The 15,907-nt window shown below is 71.6% G+C and carries 16 protein-coding genes; 11 read left to right on the forward strand and 5 right to left on the reverse strand.

The window, feature by feature from the left end:
- Nucleotides 1-18: 18 nt before the first annotated feature.
- Nucleotides 19-1,788, reverse strand: coding sequence for a S9 family peptidase (locus tag A4R43_RS40960; protein ID WP_236808596.1), 1,770 nt, complete (start codon nt 1,786-1,788; stop codon nt 19-21).
- A 29-nt stretch (nt 1,789-1,817) separates the two neighbouring features.
- Between A4R43_RS40960 and A4R43_RS40965 the strand changes: the two genes are divergently transcribed.
- Nucleotides 1,818-2,501: a nitroreductase family protein gene (locus A4R43_RS40965; RefSeq protein ID WP_236808600.1), complete on the forward strand. Its 684-nt coding sequence runs from the start codon at nt 1,818-1,820 to the stop codon at nt 2,499-2,501.
- Between the two features lie 2 nt (nt 2,502-2,503).
- On the opposite strand, the gene A4R43_RS40970 is transcribed toward A4R43_RS40965, so the two are convergent.
- Complete coding sequence (locus A4R43_RS40970) at nt 2,504-2,857, reverse strand: hypothetical protein (protein WP_162788779.1); 354 nt, start codon at nt 2,855-2,857, stop codon at nt 2,504-2,506.
- Nucleotides 2,858-2,999: 142 nt separating this feature from the next.
- Here A4R43_RS40970 and A4R43_RS40975 point away from each other — a divergent pair, with 142 nt between their 5' ends.
- From A4R43_RS40975 to A4R43_RS41015, 9 genes are all read left to right on the forward strand, one after another.
- On the forward strand, nt 3,000-3,398 hold the full coding sequence (locus A4R43_RS40975; RefSeq protein ID WP_113696998.1) for a hypothetical protein: 399 nt from the start codon (nt 3,000-3,002) through the stop codon (nt 3,396-3,398).
- A gap of 385 nt (nt 3,399-3,783) precedes the next feature.
- A complete protein-coding gene (locus tag A4R43_RS40980; protein ID WP_113696999.1) occupies nt 3,784-5,052 on the forward strand; it encodes an ATP-binding protein in 1,269 nt (422 codons plus the stop codon).
- On the forward strand, nt 5,049-5,459 hold the full coding sequence (locus A4R43_RS40985; protein ID WP_236808602.1) for a roadblock/LC7 domain-containing protein: 411 nt from the start codon (nt 5,049-5,051) through the stop codon (nt 5,457-5,459). The genes A4R43_RS40980 and A4R43_RS40985 overlap by 4 nt, the downstream gene beginning before the upstream one ends.
- Entirely contained in the window at nt 5,456-5,803 is a 348-nt protein-coding gene (locus A4R43_RS40990; protein WP_113697000.1) for a DUF742 domain-containing protein, read from the forward strand. Before A4R43_RS40985 ends, A4R43_RS40990 begins: the two co-directional genes overlap by 4 nt.
- Entirely contained in the window at nt 5,781-6,377 is a 597-nt protein-coding gene (locus tag A4R43_RS40995; protein ID WP_113697001.1) for a GTP-binding protein, read from the forward strand. The genes A4R43_RS40990 and A4R43_RS40995 overlap by 23 nt, the downstream gene beginning before the upstream one ends.
- Nucleotides 6,374-7,768, forward strand: coding sequence for a cytochrome P450 (locus A4R43_RS44375; RefSeq protein ID WP_113697002.1), 1,395 nt, complete (start codon nt 6,374-6,376; stop codon nt 7,766-7,768). Before A4R43_RS40995 ends, A4R43_RS44375 begins: the two co-directional genes overlap by 4 nt.
- A complete protein-coding gene (locus A4R43_RS41005; protein ID WP_113698221.1) occupies nt 7,750-8,853 on the forward strand; it encodes a cytochrome P450 family protein in 1,104 nt (367 codons plus the stop codon). The genes A4R43_RS44375 and A4R43_RS41005 overlap by 19 nt, the downstream gene beginning before the upstream one ends.
- Nucleotides 8,854-8,874: 21 nt before the next feature.
- Nucleotides 8,875-9,180: a DUF6191 domain-containing protein gene (locus A4R43_RS41010; RefSeq protein ID WP_113697003.1), complete on the forward strand. Its 306-nt coding sequence runs from the start codon at nt 8,875-8,877 to the stop codon at nt 9,178-9,180.
- A 158-nt stretch (nt 9,181-9,338) separates the two neighbouring features.
- On the forward strand, nt 9,339-11,189 hold the full coding sequence (locus A4R43_RS41015; protein ID WP_113697004.1) for an elongation factor G: 1,851 nt from the start codon (nt 9,339-9,341) through the stop codon (nt 11,187-11,189).
- On the opposite strand, the gene A4R43_RS41020 is transcribed toward A4R43_RS41015, so the two are convergent.
- A complete protein-coding gene (locus A4R43_RS41020) occupies nt 11,164-11,823 on the reverse strand; it encodes an enoyl-CoA hydratase-related protein (protein ID WP_113697005.1) in 660 nt (219 codons plus the stop codon). The genes A4R43_RS41015 and A4R43_RS41020 overlap by 26 nt on opposite strands.
- Before the next feature lie 2 nt (nt 11,824-11,825).
- A complete protein-coding gene (locus tag A4R43_RS41025; RefSeq protein WP_162788780.1) occupies nt 11,826-12,446 on the reverse strand; it encodes a TetR/AcrR family transcriptional regulator in 621 nt (206 codons plus the stop codon).
- 90 nt (nt 12,447-12,536) lie between these two features.
- Here A4R43_RS41025 and A4R43_RS41030 point away from each other — a divergent pair, with 90 nt between their 5' ends.
- Nucleotides 12,537-12,938, forward strand: coding sequence for a nuclear transport factor 2 family protein (locus A4R43_RS41030; RefSeq protein ID WP_113697007.1), 402 nt, complete (start codon nt 12,537-12,539; stop codon nt 12,936-12,938).
- 138 nt (nt 12,939-13,076) lie between these two features.
- Here A4R43_RS41030 and A4R43_RS41035 read toward each other — a convergent pair whose 3' ends face one another.
- Nucleotides 13,077-15,782: a glycosyl hydrolase family 95 catalytic domain-containing protein gene (locus A4R43_RS41035; protein WP_205215176.1), complete on the reverse strand. Its 2,706-nt coding sequence runs from the start codon at nt 15,780-15,782 to the stop codon at nt 13,077-13,079.
- Nucleotides 15,783-15,907: the final 125 nt, after the last annotated feature.

Raw genomic sequence — 15,907 nt, forward strand, 5'->3', positions numbered from 1 at the left:
CCTCCCGTTTCCCGCCGGTCAGAGGAGTACAGCGAACCAGTCCCGCAGGCGCCGCAACAGATCCAGTCGATGGGCCCGCCCGGTGATCCGGTGCCCCTCACCCGGGTAGACCACGAACTCGTGCGGCACGCCGTGGTACCGCAGCGCGCGGTGGAAGCAGATGGCCTGGCTGAGCGGCACGTTCGTGTCCTGCTCACCGTGCACGATCAGCACCGGGGTGGTCACCTTCGCGGCGTGCGTCACCGGGCTCAGCGCGGCGGGCCGCCGCCGGTCGGTCCAGTACGAGCCGCCGCCGAGCCCGGCTTCCAGCACGCCCAGCTCACCGGTGGCCACGAGCATGCCCCAGTCGCTGATCCCGGCGCCCACCAGCGCCGCCTTGAACCGGTCGGTCTGCCCGACCGCCCACGCGCTGAAGAACCCGCCGTGGCTCCAGCCGGCGATGCCGAGGCGGTCCGGATCGGCGACACCCTGCTCGACGAGCAGGTCGATGCCGGTGAGCACGTCGGTCCATTCGCCGAGGCCGACCGCCCCGGCGACGGAGGCCGCGAACGCGTGCCCGTGACCGCTTCCGCCGCGCGGGTTCGGCAGGAACACGGCGTGCCCGGCGGCGGCCAGCCACTGGCCGCACCCGGTCCAGCGCAGCGACAGCTCGTCGGCGTACCGGTCGTACGGGCCGCCGTGCACGATCGTGACCAGCGAGAACGGGCCGTCTTCGCGGGTGCGTCCCGGCGGCAGGACCAGGAGGCCGTCCAGTTCGAGCCCGTCGGACGCCTGGTAGGAGAGGCGTTCCTGACGCCCCCAGTCGATCCCGCGCAGTTCCGGTCGAGTGTCGGCGAGCCGTCGAAGCTCGCCGTCGGGCGGACCCGCGTGCACGTCCTTCGGCGCGTACGCGGTACTGGCCAGCACCGCGATCGTGCCGGGGGCGACGCTCAGCGCGGACAGGCTGCCCGGGTGCGTGACGAGGTGCTCGAAGCGGCCGCCGCCGAGCCGGTACAGCGCGGTGTCCAGGCCCACTTCGAACAGGGCGAGCGGATTCCCGTCGGGCGACTGCACCAGTTCGGCCGGGCAGCAGTCCATGCCGTCGGTCAGGTTGCGGTGGCCGGCGTCGAACACCGCGGTACCGCCGATCGGGCCCGGCGGGGTGGTGGCGAGATAGGCGACCCGCCAGCCGTCGGCGGCCCGCCACCAGACCGGCGAACGCGCCTCCAGTTCGGTCTCACCCAGGTGCTCCACGTGGCCGGTGGCCGGATCGACCAGGTGCAGTTCGGTGGTGGGAAACACGGGATCCAGCGTCGGCATGGCCTGGGTGAGCACGGCGAGCAGGTCGTCACCGGGGCGGGGCGCGACTTCGAGGATGTGGCGGCCGGGCAGCGCGTCGTGCCCGCCGGGCAGCACCAGGCGGTTGACCGGCAGCGGTTCGCTCCACACCTTCGGGTCGCGGTCCGGTGTTTCCGCCCGCGACACCAGCACCACGCGGCCGTCGCCGAGCGGGACGCAGTCCGCCACACCGTCGTCCAGCACCGAGATTTCCCCGGTTTCCAGGGAAATCCGGTGCAGCCGGTGGTCGTGGCGGTAGTACAGGTGGCAGGAATCGGGTGCCCAGCGCGGGCCCGTGCCCGCCGTGCCCAGCGACCGCGGCGGGGCGCTGCCGTCGCACTCGGCCAGCCACAGCGCGTCGTCGACGGCATAGGCGACCCAGCGGCCGTCGGGGGAGATTCGCGGTTCGGCGGGGGCGGTGGCGTCGGTGATCAGTTCGGCGGTCAGTTCGGTTCCCAGGTCGGTTCCCACAACACCCGAACCTAGCGAGAATGGCCGTCATGTGGACTCCGAACTACGGACAGCCCTTCGAGCCCGTGCCCTACCGGCCCGCTCGCCTGCCCGCGCGGGAATCGCTGGCCACCGCCGCCGAACTGCGCCGCCGCATGGACACCCGCCGCACCGTGCGGGCGTTCTCCACCGATCCCGTGCCCGAGCAGGTGGTGCTCGACGCCATCGCGGTCGCCGCCACCGCGCCCAGCGGCGCGCACCAGCAACCGTGGACCTTCGTGCTGGTCACCGACGACCAGATCAAGCAGCGGATCCGCGAGGCCGCCGAAGAAGAGGAACGGATTTCCTACGACGGCAGGCTGGGGGAGGAGTGGCTGGACGCGCTGCGCCCACTGGGCACCGACGCGGTCAAGAGCCACCTCACCGACGCGCCCTACCTGATCGTGGTCTTCCAGCAGCGGTACTTCCTCGACGAGGACGGCGGCACGCACAAGCACTACTACGTCGACGAGTCGGTCGGCATCGCGGTCGGCATGCTGCTCACCGCGCTGCACCTGTCCGGCCTGGCCGCGCTGACGCACACGCCGTCACCGATGCGGTTCCTCGGTGAACTGCTGGAGCGCCCGCGCAACGAGAAGGCGTTCGCGGTCATCCCGGTCGGTTACCCGGCGGACGACTGCGTGGTGCCGAACCTGGTGCGCAAGTCGCTGGACCAGGTGCTGGTGCGCCGCTGACCTCAGCGGGACTGGCCGTACGGCTGCTGGGGCTGCGGTGGTTGCTGGGGTTGCTGCTGCCACTGCTGCGGGCCGGGCACCGGCTTCGGCCGGTTGCCCACCGCGGCGGCGGCGACCAGGCAGCCGACGCCGGTCAGCGCCAGGCTCAGCTGCAGCGCCAGGTGGTCGATGTCCAGCCGGAACAGGGCATCGCTGTTCTTGGTGCTGTGGCATTCCACCCAGCCGGTCGCCTTGTCCGGCGGCTGGCAGGTCCACTCCAGGCTCCCGCGCACGCGGGCTTCGTCGGACATGATGGCGCTGACGGCGAACGACGAGCCGAGGAACAGGAACCCGAGGATCAGGAAGGTGAGCTTCACCCGCGCCAGCATCCGGCCGCCGCTTTCACCGCGCTTTCACCTGTGGGTCGAACGGACCCTGGGCAGTGCCGGCCGCCCGTTCTAGGTTGCTGATTGCCGAACTGTTCGGCCAGCAGGTCAACCGGCAACTCGGGGAGAAGTGATGGCGAAGAACGGGAAACTCCGGCGGTTCGCGGTGGTGCTGGCCTGCGTGGCCGGCGGGCTGGGGCTGGGGATGGGCAGCGCGCAGGCGGCGAGCTTCGTGCCGGTGCCCGACGGCTACGAATACAACCCGGACCGCGGGGCCTGGCACGACTACTGCACGCTTTCGCCGGACATGCCGGTGGTGCCGCCGTGGGGGCAGGTCGACTTCCGCGGGCCGTGCGCGAACCACGACATGTGCGAAGAGGCCGGCGGCGCCAACACGCTGCGCTGCGACCGGCTGTTCTTCGACCTGATGCACCAGCAGTGCGAGCACACCTTCGGCACCGGCCCGGCACGCGGCCCGTGCGACTTCATCGCGGACACCTACTACAACGCCGTCCGCAACACCGGGAACTGACGGACCCCGGGCCCGGCCGGGCGAGGGCCGGCCGGGCCCTTCCTTCTCCTCACGCGCGCTTTTCACTCGCCCGAACGGGGAATTCGCGGTCACGGCGGAATTTGCGGAACAACGTGTCATTGGCGAACCGCCGACGTTTTCTCGGCGAAACCTGGGAGAACACGCCCGGTTTGCGCTACGGTACTCGCTGCTGACATCGCGCCCGGCGCGATGCGACGTCCGTCCCCGCCGTTGTGGAGCCGCGCACATGCCGTTCTGTCCCGGGCCCGCCCGAATGCTCATCGCCCGGCAGCGCGGTCGCGGTCCCGGCGCGGACCTGGTGCGGATCCCGGCGCTCGCCTAGCCGGCCGGTCGGCCATTCCGCCCAGTCGACCGTGAGGATTTCATGGAATTCCCCCTGCTGCTGGCAGGCTTGATCTGCCTGCTGTTGCTCGCCATCGCGCTCGCCGTGCTGCTGGTCCGCCAGCGCAACGTCACGGTCAACGTCGGCAGGCACCGTGATGCCGCCGTCGCCGAGCTGAACGCACGCGAAGCCGAGGAACGGCATCTGCGCGAAGTACGCCTTCCCGCTTTGGCGGAATCGCTGGCGAATCCGTCGGTGACCGTGCCAGGGCCCTTGCGGGACAACGGAGATCCCCATCGAGCCGTGCTCGAGACGATTTCCGAGCTGCTGGCGAGGACCCGCCGCGATTCCGCCGATTCCGCCGCCGCGACCCTGCGCGCGATGATGCGCTCGGTGCAGAACCTCGCCGGAGAACAGCAGGTGCTGATCTCGGACATGGAGGACCGGCACGACGACCCCGCGGTGCTCGACGGCCTGCTCGGCCTCGACCACGCGAACTCGCAGCTGGGCCGTCGCGCCCAGGCGACCGCGGTGCTCTGCGGTTCGTGGCCCGGTTTGCAGCGCTCGGCCGCGACGCTGACCGACGTGGTGCGCGGCGCCACCGGCCGCATCCGCGACTACTCCCGCGTCCAGATCCCCGCGCCGTCGGACACCGCCGTGGTCAGCCAGGCGGTGGAACCGGTGGTGCTCGCGGTGGCGGAGCTGCTGGACAACGGCGCGCGCCACTCCCAGCCCGGCTCCCCGGTGCAGGTCACCTTCCAGCAGGCGCACAACGGGCTCGCCATCATCATCGACGACGCGGGCGTCGGCATGACGGTGGAAGCCGTGCAGCGCGCGGCCTGGCTGCTCGGCGGTCACGGCGGGCAGGACATCGCCGCGCTCGGCGTGCCGCCGCGCATCGGCTTCGCGGTGATCGGCGCGCTCGCCACCCGGTACGGCTTCCGCGTTTCCGTGGACACCCGCTCGCCCTACGGAGGTGTGCGCGCGGTGTTGTTCCTGCCGACCGAGTTGCTCACCCGGATCACCACGCCGCCCGCCCCGGCGCCGAAGGCCGCACCACCGGAACCCGTGGTGGTCCCGGCGCCGGTGAAGGCCCCGGAACTGGGCACCACCGCCCACGGCCTGCCCCGGCGGCGCCGCCGCACCGCGGCCGCGATCAGCCCCGCGGCGCCCGCCGCGTCTGCGGCGCCTTCGGTGTCTTCGGTGTCTTCCGATCCGCCGTCCAATCCGGTCGCCACCGCAGCGGCCTGGCAGCGCGGCACCCGTCGCGGCCGCGCCTCTTCCGCCGACCTCGAAAGGGATCCCCAGTGAGCACGAACACGGACGCGACCACCAACCGGCTCGGCTGGATGCTCGACCAGGCCCTGCAGATGCCGGAGACGCTGTACGCCGTGCTGCTCTCCGCCGACGGCCTGCTGATGGCCCATTCCGAAGGCATCAACCGCGACGACGCCGAGCGCACCGCCGCCGCGGTCTCCGGGCTGCAGTCCCTCGCCCGCGCCACCGGCGAGTTCTGCCGCCAGCCCGCCGAGCAGTGGCGCCAGACGCTGGTCGAGTTCGACGGCGGCTTCGTTTTCCTCACCGCCGCCGGGGAAGGCGCCTACGTCGCGGTGTCCACCACCGGCCGCGTCGACGTCGAGGGCGTGTCCTCCCGCATGCAGGAACTGGTGCAGCGCCTCGGCCAGGAGCTCACCGCGCCGCCGCGCTTCCCGTCATGACCCGGCGCGAGCGGGCGCTGGTGCGGCCGCACGTGGTCACCGAAGGCCGCGCCCACCCGACCCGCAACACGCTCGACGTGGCCACCGTGGTGCTCGCCACCTGGGCGCCGGTGGTCGGGCTGAGCCCGGAGAAGCGGCGGGTGATCCAGCTGTGCCGGGGTGGCGCGCTGGCCGTGGCCGAGGTCGCCGCGCACCTGGGCCTGCCCACCAGCGTGACCAAGGTGCTGCTGTCCGACCTGCTCGACTCCGGGCACATCGAAGCCCGCGCCGCGGTGCGCGAGGCCGACGTCCCCGACCACCAACTCCTGCAGAAGGTACTCGATGGCCTCCGTGCTCTCACCTGACGGCTACGTCCCCGCCACCGTCCGGACCTCGGTGAAGATCCTGGTGGTGGGGCCGTTCGCGGTCGGCAAGACCACCTTCGTCGGCACGCTGTCCGAAATCCGCCCGCTGCGCACCGAGGAGACGATGACGCAGGCCGGCGCGGTGGTGGACGACCTGTCCGGCGTCCGCGGCAAGAACACCACCACGGTGGCGATGGACTTCGGCAGGCTGACCCTCGGCGACGAGGTGGTGCTCTACCTGTTCGGCGCGCCGGGGCAGCAGCGGTTCACGCAGATGTGGAAGGACCTCGCCTTCGGCGCGCTGGGCGCGCTGGTGCTGGTGGACCCGGTGCGGCTGGAGGAATCCTTCGACGTGATGGGCCTGCTGGAGGAACTGGGCCTGCCCTACGCGGTGGCCGTCAACGAGTTCGACGGCGCCCCGAGATTTCCCGAAGCCGAGCTTCGCGAAGCACTCGACCTGCTTCCCGAAACCCGCCTGGTCAGCTGCGACGCCCGCGACCGCGGCTCGTCCGCGCGGGCGCTGATCAGCCTTGTCGACTACCTCTTCGATCCCGTTCGCCAGGAGCATTCGTGACCTCTCCCGCCGCTGGGCCGCCGCCCGGCTGTCCCGCGCACGCCGAGCGCGCCCGCCTCTACGACGAGGAGTTCGCGCGCGATCCCGGTGCCGTCTATGCCAGGATGCGCGCCGCGCACGGCCCGGTGGCGCCGGTCGAACTCGCGCCAGGTGTGCACGCCAGCCTGGTCATCGGCTACGAGGCGGCGCTGGAGGTGCTGCGCGCGCCGTCCACCTTTCCGCGTGACCCCCGGCGCTGGCAGGAAAACCAGCCGGAGGACAGCCCGGTGATGCCGATGATGGGCTACCGGCCGAACTGCCTGTTCACCGACGGCGCGGTGCACGCGCGCCTGCGCAGCGCGGTCACCGGCAGCCTCGCGCGGCTCAACCCGCACGCGCTGCGCGCGCACGTCGAGCGGACCGCGCGCGAGCTGATCGCCCGGTTTTCCGCCGAGGGCGAGGCGGATCTGCTCACCGACTACGCGACCACGTTGTCGCTGCAGGTGTTCAACCACCTCTTCGGCTGCCCGCCCGCGCTCGGCGACCGGCTCGTCGCCGGGATGCGCGGCATCTTCGACATGGTCGATCCCGAGCGCGCCAACGCGGAGCTGACCGCGGCCATGCTCGAACTGCTCGCGCTCAAGCGCGCGCGGCCCGGGCAGGACGTGCCGTCGTGGATGATGGCGCACCCGGCGCGGCTGACCGACGAGGAGATGCTGCACCAGCTGGTGCTGCTGATGGGCGCGGGCACCGAACCGCAGCAGAACCTGATCGCCAACGGGGTGCGGCTGCTGCTGGTCGACGACCGCTTCGCCGGTGACCTGGCCGGCGGCAGCCTGCACGTGGAGGACGCGCTCGAGGAGATCCTCTGGGGCGACCCGCCGATGGCGAACTACTCGGCCGGCTATCCGTGGCCCGCGGTGGATTTCATGGGCACGCACCTGCCCGCCGCGGAACCGGTGGTGATCAGCTTCGCCGCCGCCAACACCGATCCGGCGCTGCGGGCCGAGCAGCGCGTGGGCAACCGCGCGCACATCGCCTGGGGCGCCGGCGTGCATTCGTGCCCCGCGCAGGGCCCGGCCAGGCTGATCGCCACCACCGCCATCGAAACCCTGCTCGACGCGCTGCCCGACCTGCGGCTCGCCGTGCCGGAGGACCAGCTGCGCTGGCGGCCGGGCCCGTTCCACCGCGCGCTGGCCGCGCTGCCCGTGCTGTTCACCCCGGTCCGCAACACCGTTCCCACGCCAGTTCCGTCCACCGAACCGACTGGAGAGCACCGTTGGAATCCGCACAGCGTCCCCTCGTCCTCGACCCCACCGGCCGCGACATCCACGCCCAGAACGCCGAACTCCGCGCCCGCGGCGCGGCCACGCTGGTGGAGCTCCCTGGCCAGGTGGTGGCGTGGTCAGTAACCGATCCTGAGCTGCTCAAGCGCCTGCTGAGCGATCCGCGCGTGTCGAAGGACCCGCGTCAGCACTGGGCGGCGTGGCGCGACGGCACGGTGCCCACCGACTGGCCGCTGATGATCTGGGTGTCGGTGCAGAACATGTTCACCGCCTACGGTGGTGAGCACCGGCGGCTGCGTTCGCTGGTGTCGAAGGCGTTCACCTACCGCCGCACCGAGGCGCTGCGGCCGTGGGTCGCGGAGATCACCGCCACCCTGCTCGACCGGCTCGACGGCACCGAGGGCGTGGTGGACCTGCGTGAGCACTTCGCCTACCCGCTGCCGATCGAGGTGATCTGCCAGCTGTTCGGCGTGCCCGACGAGCACCGCGCGGACCTGCGCCGGGCGGTCGACGGCGTCTTCAACACCACCGCCACCCCCGAGGAGGCGGCGGCGAACGGCGAGCAGCTGTACCGGATCCTCGGTGAACTGGTGGCCACGCGGCGCGCCGAGCCGGGCGACGACCTCGCCAGCGGGCTGATCGCCGCACGCGACGAGGACGGTTCCTCGTTGCAGGAGGCCGAGTTGATCGACACGCTGATCCTGATGATCTCGGCCGGCCACGAGACCACGGTCAACCTGCTCGACCACGCGATCACCGCGCTGCTGACGCACCCGGACCAGCTGCGGCAGGTGCTCGACGGGGAGTACGGCTGGGGTGACGTCATCGACGAAACGCTGCGCTGGCAGGCGCCGGTGGCCCATCTGCCGCTGCGGTACGCGGTCGAGGACATCGTTGTCAGCGACGAGTTGACCATCAAGCAGGGCGAGGCGATCCTGGCTTCCTACGCGGCGGCGGGCCGGGCGCCGGAGGTCGGCGACAACCCGGACGAGTTCGACCTTTCGCGGCCGAACAAGAGCCATCTGTCGTTCGGGCACGGCGTGCACTTCTGCCTCGGCGCGCCGCTCGCGCGGGTGGAGGCGGAAATCGCGCTGCCCGCGTTGTTCGCGCGCTTCCCGAAGCTGGCGCTGGCCGTGGACCCGGGTGAACTGGAAAGCACGGCCTCGTTCATTTCCAACGGACACCGCTCGCTGCCGGTGACGCTGGGCTGAGGCCGCGGGTACCTTGGCGGAATGGACCCGGTGGAGACGCTGCTCGCCTGGAGCATTCCGGCAGGGACCCTGCTGATGGTGGCGGTGGGGGTGTTCGAGCTCGCTCGCGCCAAGCGGCGCAGGCGGGCGGGCACCCCGCTCACCGCGACCTACGTCAACGAGGTCACCGCGATGTTCTACGGCACCAAGCGCCGCGAGCTGGAGCACCGGGCCGCCGTCGAAATGCTCCGCGAGGAAGAGGGCGACGGCGCCCCGCCGGCGCACGGCATCGACCTCGACCGCGGCACCATCACCCTGCCCGGCGGTCCAGCTCCCGGAACGCGCTGAACGAGCACGGCGACGACGTAGGAAATCAGCTGCCGCGGCACACGGCTGCTTGCTATCGTGCCGCCGACCAGTGCCCGGAAGCGGAGGAGAACCCATGCGGCGAGTGACGACAGGCCCCATCGACTGTTGCTCACTCGCGGACAAGGACCTCCTCACGCATGCGGATGCTCAACCTCGGCATCGTCGCCCACGTCGATGCCGGTAAGACCAGCCTGACCGAACGCCTCCTGTTCGACTCGGGCGCCATTCCCCGCCTCGGTTCCGTCGACCACGGCAGCACCCGGACCGACGGCATGGACCTGGAACGCCGCCGCGGCATCACGATCCGGTCGGCGGTCGCCGCGTTCACCACCGCCGGGCACGAGGTGCACCTGATCGACACGCCCGGCCACGCCGACTTCGTGGCCGAAGTGGAGCGTGCGCTCGGTGTGCTCGACGGCGCGATCCTGGTGCTCTCGGCGGTGGAGGGCGTGCAGGCGCACACCCGCGTGCTGATGCGCACGCTCCGCGCCCTGTCCGTGCCGACGATCCTCTTTGTCAACAAGATCGATCGGGCTGGTGCCAGGGGATCCGAGCTGCTCGCGGACATCCGGCGGCTGCTCGATCCGGCGGCGGTCGCGGTGAACCGGGCGAGCGGGCTCGGCACGCGGCAGGCCACCGTCGCCGAGTTGCCGCCGGGTGACGAACTCGCCGAACTGCTCGCCGAGCGCAGCGACGCGGTGCTGGAGTCCTATGTGGACGGCCTGGATCCCGTGCTCCTGCGCGACGAGCTGAGGTCGCAGGCGCGCCGGGGCTGGGTGTGCCCGGTGTTGTTCGGGTCCGCCATCACCGGCGCCGGGATCGACGCCCTGTGCCGCGGCATCGTGGACTTCCTGCCGTCCGTTGACCCGGCGTTGTCGGAGAAACCCTTGGACGGCACCGTGTTCGCGGTGGAACGAGACCGCGGTGGCCAACGGTTCGCGGTGGCACGGCTGTTTTCGGGCACGCTGTCCACAAGGGACCGGATCACCTTCGCCGGTCGCGAGCACACCGGAACCGGGCGCGTCACCGCGGTACTGGACGCCGACGGCAGGCAGGCCCGCGTCCCGGCGGGTGGTATCGCCCGGATCGCGGGCGTGCCGGACCTGCGCGTCGGCGACCGGCTCGGGACCACGTCCGCGGCACCCGAACCGACGCGGTTTCGCCCGCCCACCTGGGAAACCGTGGTCACCCCGGCATCCGGCACGACTCCGGCCGCACTGCACGCCGCGCTCGACCGGCTTGCCGACCAGGACCCGCTGATCGGCCTGCGCCGCGGTCCGGAGCCCGGCAGCCTCGTCGTTTCGCTGTACGGCGAGGTGCAGCGCGAGGTCATCGCCGCGCGGCTGAGCGAGGAATTCGGGGTGACGGCGGAGTTTTCGCCGTCACGGGTAGTGCGTGTGAAGCGGCTGACCGGCACCGGCGCCGCAGTCCGCCGGATCGGTGACACCGAGCCGGTGCTGCACTGGGCCACGATCGGGCTGCGCGTGGAACCGGGCGCGCCGGATTCGGGGGTGCGGTTCGCGCTGGCCGCCGAACGCGGCTCGCTGCCCGCCGCGTTCATCACCGCGATCGAGGAAACCGTGCGCGCCACGCTGCGCGACCGGTCGGTGGTGGACTGTCTGGTCACCCTGACGCACACCGGTTACGCCAGCCCGGTCAGCACTGCCGCCGACTTCCGGAACCTCACGCCGATCGTGCTCGACGAGGCGGTTTCGCGGGCGGGCACGGTGGTGTGCGAGCCGTGGGAGCACGTGGAACTCGATCTGCCGGAAGACGCGCTGAGCCCGGTGCTGTCCCGGCTGGTCCGGCTCGGCGGCGTGCCGGGAAGTCCTTCGGTGGCGGACGGTTCGGCCGCGCTCGACGCCGAGGTCCCGTCGGCGCGCCTGCGGGAACTCGAGCAGGCGCTGCCCGGCCTGACCGGCGGATCGGGCGTGCTGACCGCCCGGCCCGCCGGCCACCGGGTCACGCCGGGGAGCGCAGGGCGGTGACGGCCGCGGCGAACATGGTCGACTTGATCGCGCCCAGCGTGCCGCGGTCCTTGCCGGCCAGCCCGCGCACCACGTCACCCGCGTGGTCGAGCAGCTTCGACTCGGCGGCGACGACGTCGACCAGGCCGAGCTCCCGCGCGTCCGGACCGCCGAAGCGGCGGCCGGTGGTCATCGACGCGATGGCGGCGGACGGGGTCAGCTTGGCCTGGATGAGCGCGGCCATGCCCGGGGTGAACGGGATGTTGATGTCCGCCTCGGGGAAGCAGAAGTAGCCGCGGTCCTCGCGCATCACGCGGAAGTCGTGCGCCATGGCGAGCATGGCGCCCGCGCCGAAGGCGTGCCCGTTGAGCGCGGCGACCGTCGGCACCGGGAGCGTGAGCACCCTGGCGAACAGTTCCTGCACGTCGGTGACGTACTGCCCGGCCTTCTCCCCGTTGGCGGTGAGCCATTCGAGGTCGAGACCGTTGGAGTAGAACTTGCCGCCGCCGACGGTGACCAGCGCGGCCGGGGCGGCTCCCTCGGTGACGGTGTCCAGCGCGGTGTGGACGCTTTCCAGCCAGTCCGGGGAAAACCGGTTCTCGCCTTCGCCGAGGTCGAGTACGTAGACGGGGTCGTGGTGCTGCAGTTCGGGCACGATCAGTCCTTTGTGGATCGGGTGGGTGGGTCGATGGCGAGCACCGCGCGCACGGCGGCGTCGAGGCGATGGCGCGCGTCGGCGCCGACGCCCTCGCCGGGTGGGCCGCTCAACGCGCGGCGGAACAGGGCGGTCGGCAGGTCGACCACGCAGGTGGTGAGCACCTCGACGGCGGCACCGTCGCGGCGGCCCCACAGCCGGTGGGTGAGCCGGACCAGCAGCGCGACCAGGCGTTTGTCGAGGGCGAGCAGTTCGTCGGCGAGTTCGGCGGGCAAGCCGGGGCCGAGGAGGTCGTCGCGCTTGACGGTGAGCAGCATCCGGGCCGCGGCCGGGCGCCGCTCGGCGAAGACCGCGGGGGTGGACGCGGCCCCCAGCACGGCGTCCACCGGGTCGGGCCGGTCGGCCAGCTGGGTTTGCAGGGTGAGGAAGTCGGTCGCCGCCCGCAGCCACACCCGGCCGAGCAGCGCGTCGATCGAGCCGAAGGCGTGGTAGATCGTGCCGTTCGGCACCCCGGCCGCGGCGGCCAGCGTGCGCACGGTCACCCCACCCGCCCCAACCTCGGCGACAAGCCGCTCGGCGGTGTCGAGCAGTTCGTCGAGGTCGTGCACACGGGGGCGGGGCATGGCGCCGACTGTAACAGAACACGTGCTCCAAAACTCGGCCGCCGGGTTAGGCTGGGTCCCGAACCCCGATGACGAGTGGGCAGGAGCGGGATGACCGACGATGTGGCCAGCCAGGTGATCAAGGCTGAGCAGGAGCGGATCCACTGCCTCCTCGAGGTGGATCGCGACACCTACGACCGCTTGCACGCCGCGGAGTACCGGTTGTGCAACCCGACCGGCACCGTGTGGACGAAGGCCGAATACCTGGATCTCCTCACCACCGGGCGGGTCGCCTACCGGGAACTGGAGCTGATCGGCGACGTGGACGCCATCGTCGGCACCGACGTCGTCGTCCTCCGCTACCGGTGCGCCATCGAACTCACCGTCGACGGCGCGGACATCCCGCGGCACGAGGCCTGGCACACCGACGTCTACACCGATGCCGGCGGCACTTGGCGTTGTGCCTGGTCGCAGGCCACCGGCATGATGGACCTCCCGTCGGCCGCGCCCTGACCGCACTGATCGGCTGCGAGGTCTGGCGCACCGCGTTCGATCAGCTTCCGCGACGCGGCCGGGAGCGTGGCACCCTGCACTCCGGCTTCGACAACGGTGTGGAACGGTCGTCAGCCCGCACCCGCCAGACGAGTGGACCTAGCCGACCTGTTTCCGCGCCCCCAGCCGCCACCTGTCGCCGGTGACCTCGGCGCGCAGGGTCGCGGCGCCGCCGGTGGGCGTGACCTCGAACCGGTGCGTCCGGGTGGTGCCCGCCCGCAGTGGTGCGGACGGCTGCCCGGCGGGCACCGAGGTCCAGCCTTCGGGCAGGATGAGCCGGACGTCACCGCGGGGCAGGGTTTCGCCGGTGGCCGAGACGGTGACCTCCGCGGTGAACGGCGCGCCTGCCTCGACGGTGTCCGGGGCGGTGATGGCCGCCGAAGCCAGCGCGGTCACCTCGTACCGGTGCCCCTGTTCGGCGTCGAGCGTGATCCGGTCGCCGTCGGCGGAGACCGGCACGGTCCGGCCGGTGGTGGTGTCCCGCACCTCGAACGGCCCGGTGAACAGTCCACTTCGGACATCCACGGCGCCGGTCCGGCCCGCGGCCATGGCGATCCGCGTCGGTGTGCCGCCGCTCCAGTCGACGTCCACGGTCAGGTCACCCCGCGCCCGCAGGCCGCGCACCGAACCAGCGTCCCACGAACCCGGCAGCGCGGGCAGCACATCCACCGCGCCGGCGTGGCTCTGCAGCAGCATTTCCGCGACCCCGGCGGTGGCCCCGAAGTTGCCGTCGATCTGGAACGGCGGGTGCGTGTCCCACAGGTTCGCCAGCGTGCTGGTCTTCAGCAGCTCCGAAAGCATGGTGTGCGCGTGGTCCCCGTCCAGCAGCCGCGCCCAGAAGTTGATCTTCCACGCCTTGCTCCACCCGGTGCCGCCGTCCCCGCGCGCGGTCAGCGAAACCTTGGCCGCCTCGGCGAATTCGGGCGTCTCGGCCGGGGTGATCCGGCTGCCGGGGTGCAGCGCGAACAGATGCGAGACGTGCCGGTGCTGATTCGCGGGGTCGTCCTGGTCGGCCTTCCACTCCTGCAGCTGACCCCACGAGCCGACGCGCAGTCCGGTGTCCAAACGCGACAACACGTCGGCGGCTTCACCGGCGAACCCGTTGTCGCCCAGTGCTTTCGCGGCCTCGACGGTACTGGTCAGCAGGTCGCCGACGATCTGCTGTGACATCGAAGCGCCCGCGGTGAACGGCCCCTGCTCCGGCGAGTAACTCGGCGTGACCACCAGCTTGCCATCACGCGGATCGGCGACCAGCTCGTCGATCCAGAACCGCGCCAGCGACTTCATCATCGGATACGCCCGATCGCGCAGGAAAGCCTCGTCGCGTGTGAAAAGGTAGTGCTCGTAGTAGTGCTGAGCCAGCCAGGCACCCGATTCGGGGAACCAGAACGCGGTCGCCCAGTCGTGGACCCCGGTGAACCCGAACGGGTTCGTCTCGTTGTGCACCACCCAGCCGCGGTTGCCGAACATCTCCCGCGCGGTCACCTCGCCCGCGGGCACCATCGAGTCCACGTAGTCGAACAGCGGCGCCGTGGTTTCGGTGAGGTTCGTGGTCTCGGCGGGCCAGTAGTTCATCTGCAGATTGATGTTCACGTGGTAGTCGGCGCTCCACGGCGGCGACGTCGAGTTGTTCCACACGCCCTGCAGGTTCGCGGGCAGCGAGCCCGGCCGCGAAGACGCGATCAGCAGGTAGCGGCCGTACTGGAAGTACAGCACCTCCAGCGCTTTGCGGGCGGCGGGCGAAGCCGTGCCGTGCTGGTAGGCCCGCAGCAGGTCGTCGGTCGGCATCGCGGGCGGCTGCTGGCCGAGCTGGAGGTCCACCCGGTGGAACAACGCCTGGTGATCGGCCACGTGCGCGGCGCGCAACGCGGTCACGCCCTTGGCCGCGGCGTGATCGACCCGCTGCGAGACCGCGGAAACCGGGTCCTCCCCGGTCCGGTAGGCCGGGTAGGCGGGGGCGTAGTCGGTGCCCGCGGCGAGCACCAGGGTCACCGCGTCCGCGCCCTGGACGGTGACCGAGCCGTCCGCGTTGTCGGTGCGGCTGCCGCCCTCGTTGAGCACTTGGACCTGGGCCGCGAAGCGCATGCCGTTGTCGTGCAGGGCACCGGAAAACGTGAGACGGCCGTCTCTGGCCGAGGTTGTCTTCGACCGGTTGTCCGGCGCGGTGATCGCGGCGGTGAAACCGATGCGGCTCGGCTGGTCGGCGGACAGCCGCGCGACGATCACCTGGTCCGCCGCGGAGGCGAAGTATTCGCGGCTGAACTCGGCGCCGCCGGACGAGTAGCGCACGCCCGCGGTGGCGGTCGAAATGTCCAGGTGACGGCGGTAGCCGGTGACGCCGGGCGGTGCCTGCGGCTGGGTCAGCCGGAGGTCACCGAAGGTCTGGTACGCGCCGAATCCGCGCTTCGGCTGGCCGAGCTGGTCGGCAACCCATTCCGGATCGGCCTGGCCGTCGGCGTTGATCCGCTGCTGCACGGTTTCCAGCGCCCCCGGCCGTGGTTCGGTCCAGTTGCCGAAGTTGTAGCCGGGGGAGCCGGGACCGCCCGTCCACAGCGTTTTCTCGTTGAACTGCAGCTGTTCGGCCTGGATGCCGCCGAACACGCTGGCCCCCAGCGCGCCACTGCCGATCGGCAGCGACTGGGACTCCCAGTCCGTGGCCGGTTCGTCGTACCAGAGCGTCATGCCGTTCTCCTGGCGCGGCGGCCCGGCGGCGTCGCTCGTACCGGCCGCGCCCAGCGGCGGGATCGCGGCGAGCAGTACTCCGGCGGCGAAGGCGGCGAGGCCGCGTGCCCTGGTCCTGGTCATCGGGCTCCTCGACAAAGATCGGATGCATCTGCGGCAACTACCGGTCATTTGTGCAGAAAAGCTGGGTGGTGCGCCGAAGTCATCGGATGTCCCGGCCTTCTGACGATAGGGCCCGTCCGGGGTAC

This window comes from Amycolatopsis albispora (assembly GCF_003312875.1).
Taxonomy (GTDB): domain Bacteria; phylum Actinomycetota; class Actinomycetes; order Mycobacteriales; family Pseudonocardiaceae; genus Amycolatopsis; species Amycolatopsis albispora.

What these genes read in the sequence shown, in the direction of transcription:
- A4R43_RS40965 (WP_236808600.1), top strand. Translation starts at nt 1,818, where the DNA reads ATGTGGACTCCGAACTACGGACAGCCCTTCGAGCCCGTGCCCTACCGG.
- A4R43_RS40975 (WP_113696998.1), top strand. Translation starts at nt 3,000, where the DNA reads ATGGCGAAGAACGGGAAACTCCGGCGGTTCGCGGTGGTGCTGGCCTGC.
- A4R43_RS40980 (WP_113696999.1), top strand. Translation starts at nt 3,784, where the DNA reads ATGGAATTCCCCCTGCTGCTGGCAGGCTTGATCTGCCTGCTGTTGCTC.
- A4R43_RS40990 (WP_113697000.1), top strand. Translation starts at nt 5,456, where the DNA reads ATGACCCGGCGCGAGCGGGCGCTGGTGCGGCCGCACGTGGTCACCGAA.
- A4R43_RS40995 (WP_113697001.1), top strand. Translation starts at nt 5,781, where the DNA reads ATGGCCTCCGTGCTCTCACCTGACGGCTACGTCCCCGCCACCGTCCGG.
- A4R43_RS41010 (WP_113697003.1), top strand. Translation starts at nt 8,875, where the DNA reads ATGGACCCGGTGGAGACGCTGCTCGCCTGGAGCATTCCGGCAGGGACC.
- A4R43_RS41015 (WP_113697004.1), top strand. Translation starts at nt 9,339, where the DNA reads ATGCGGATGCTCAACCTCGGCATCGTCGCCCACGTCGATGCCGGTAAG.
- A4R43_RS41025 (WP_162788780.1), bottom strand. Translation starts at nt 12,446, where the DNA reads ATGCCCCGCCCCCGTGTGCACGACCTCGACGAACTGCTCGACACCGCC.
- A4R43_RS41030 (WP_113697007.1), top strand. Translation starts at nt 12,537, where the DNA reads ATGACCGACGATGTGGCCAGCCAGGTGATCAAGGCTGAGCAGGAGCGG.
- A4R43_RS41035 (WP_205215176.1), bottom strand. Translation starts at nt 15,782, where the DNA reads ATGACCAGGACCAGGGCACGCGGCCTCGCCGCCTTCGCCGCCGGAGTA.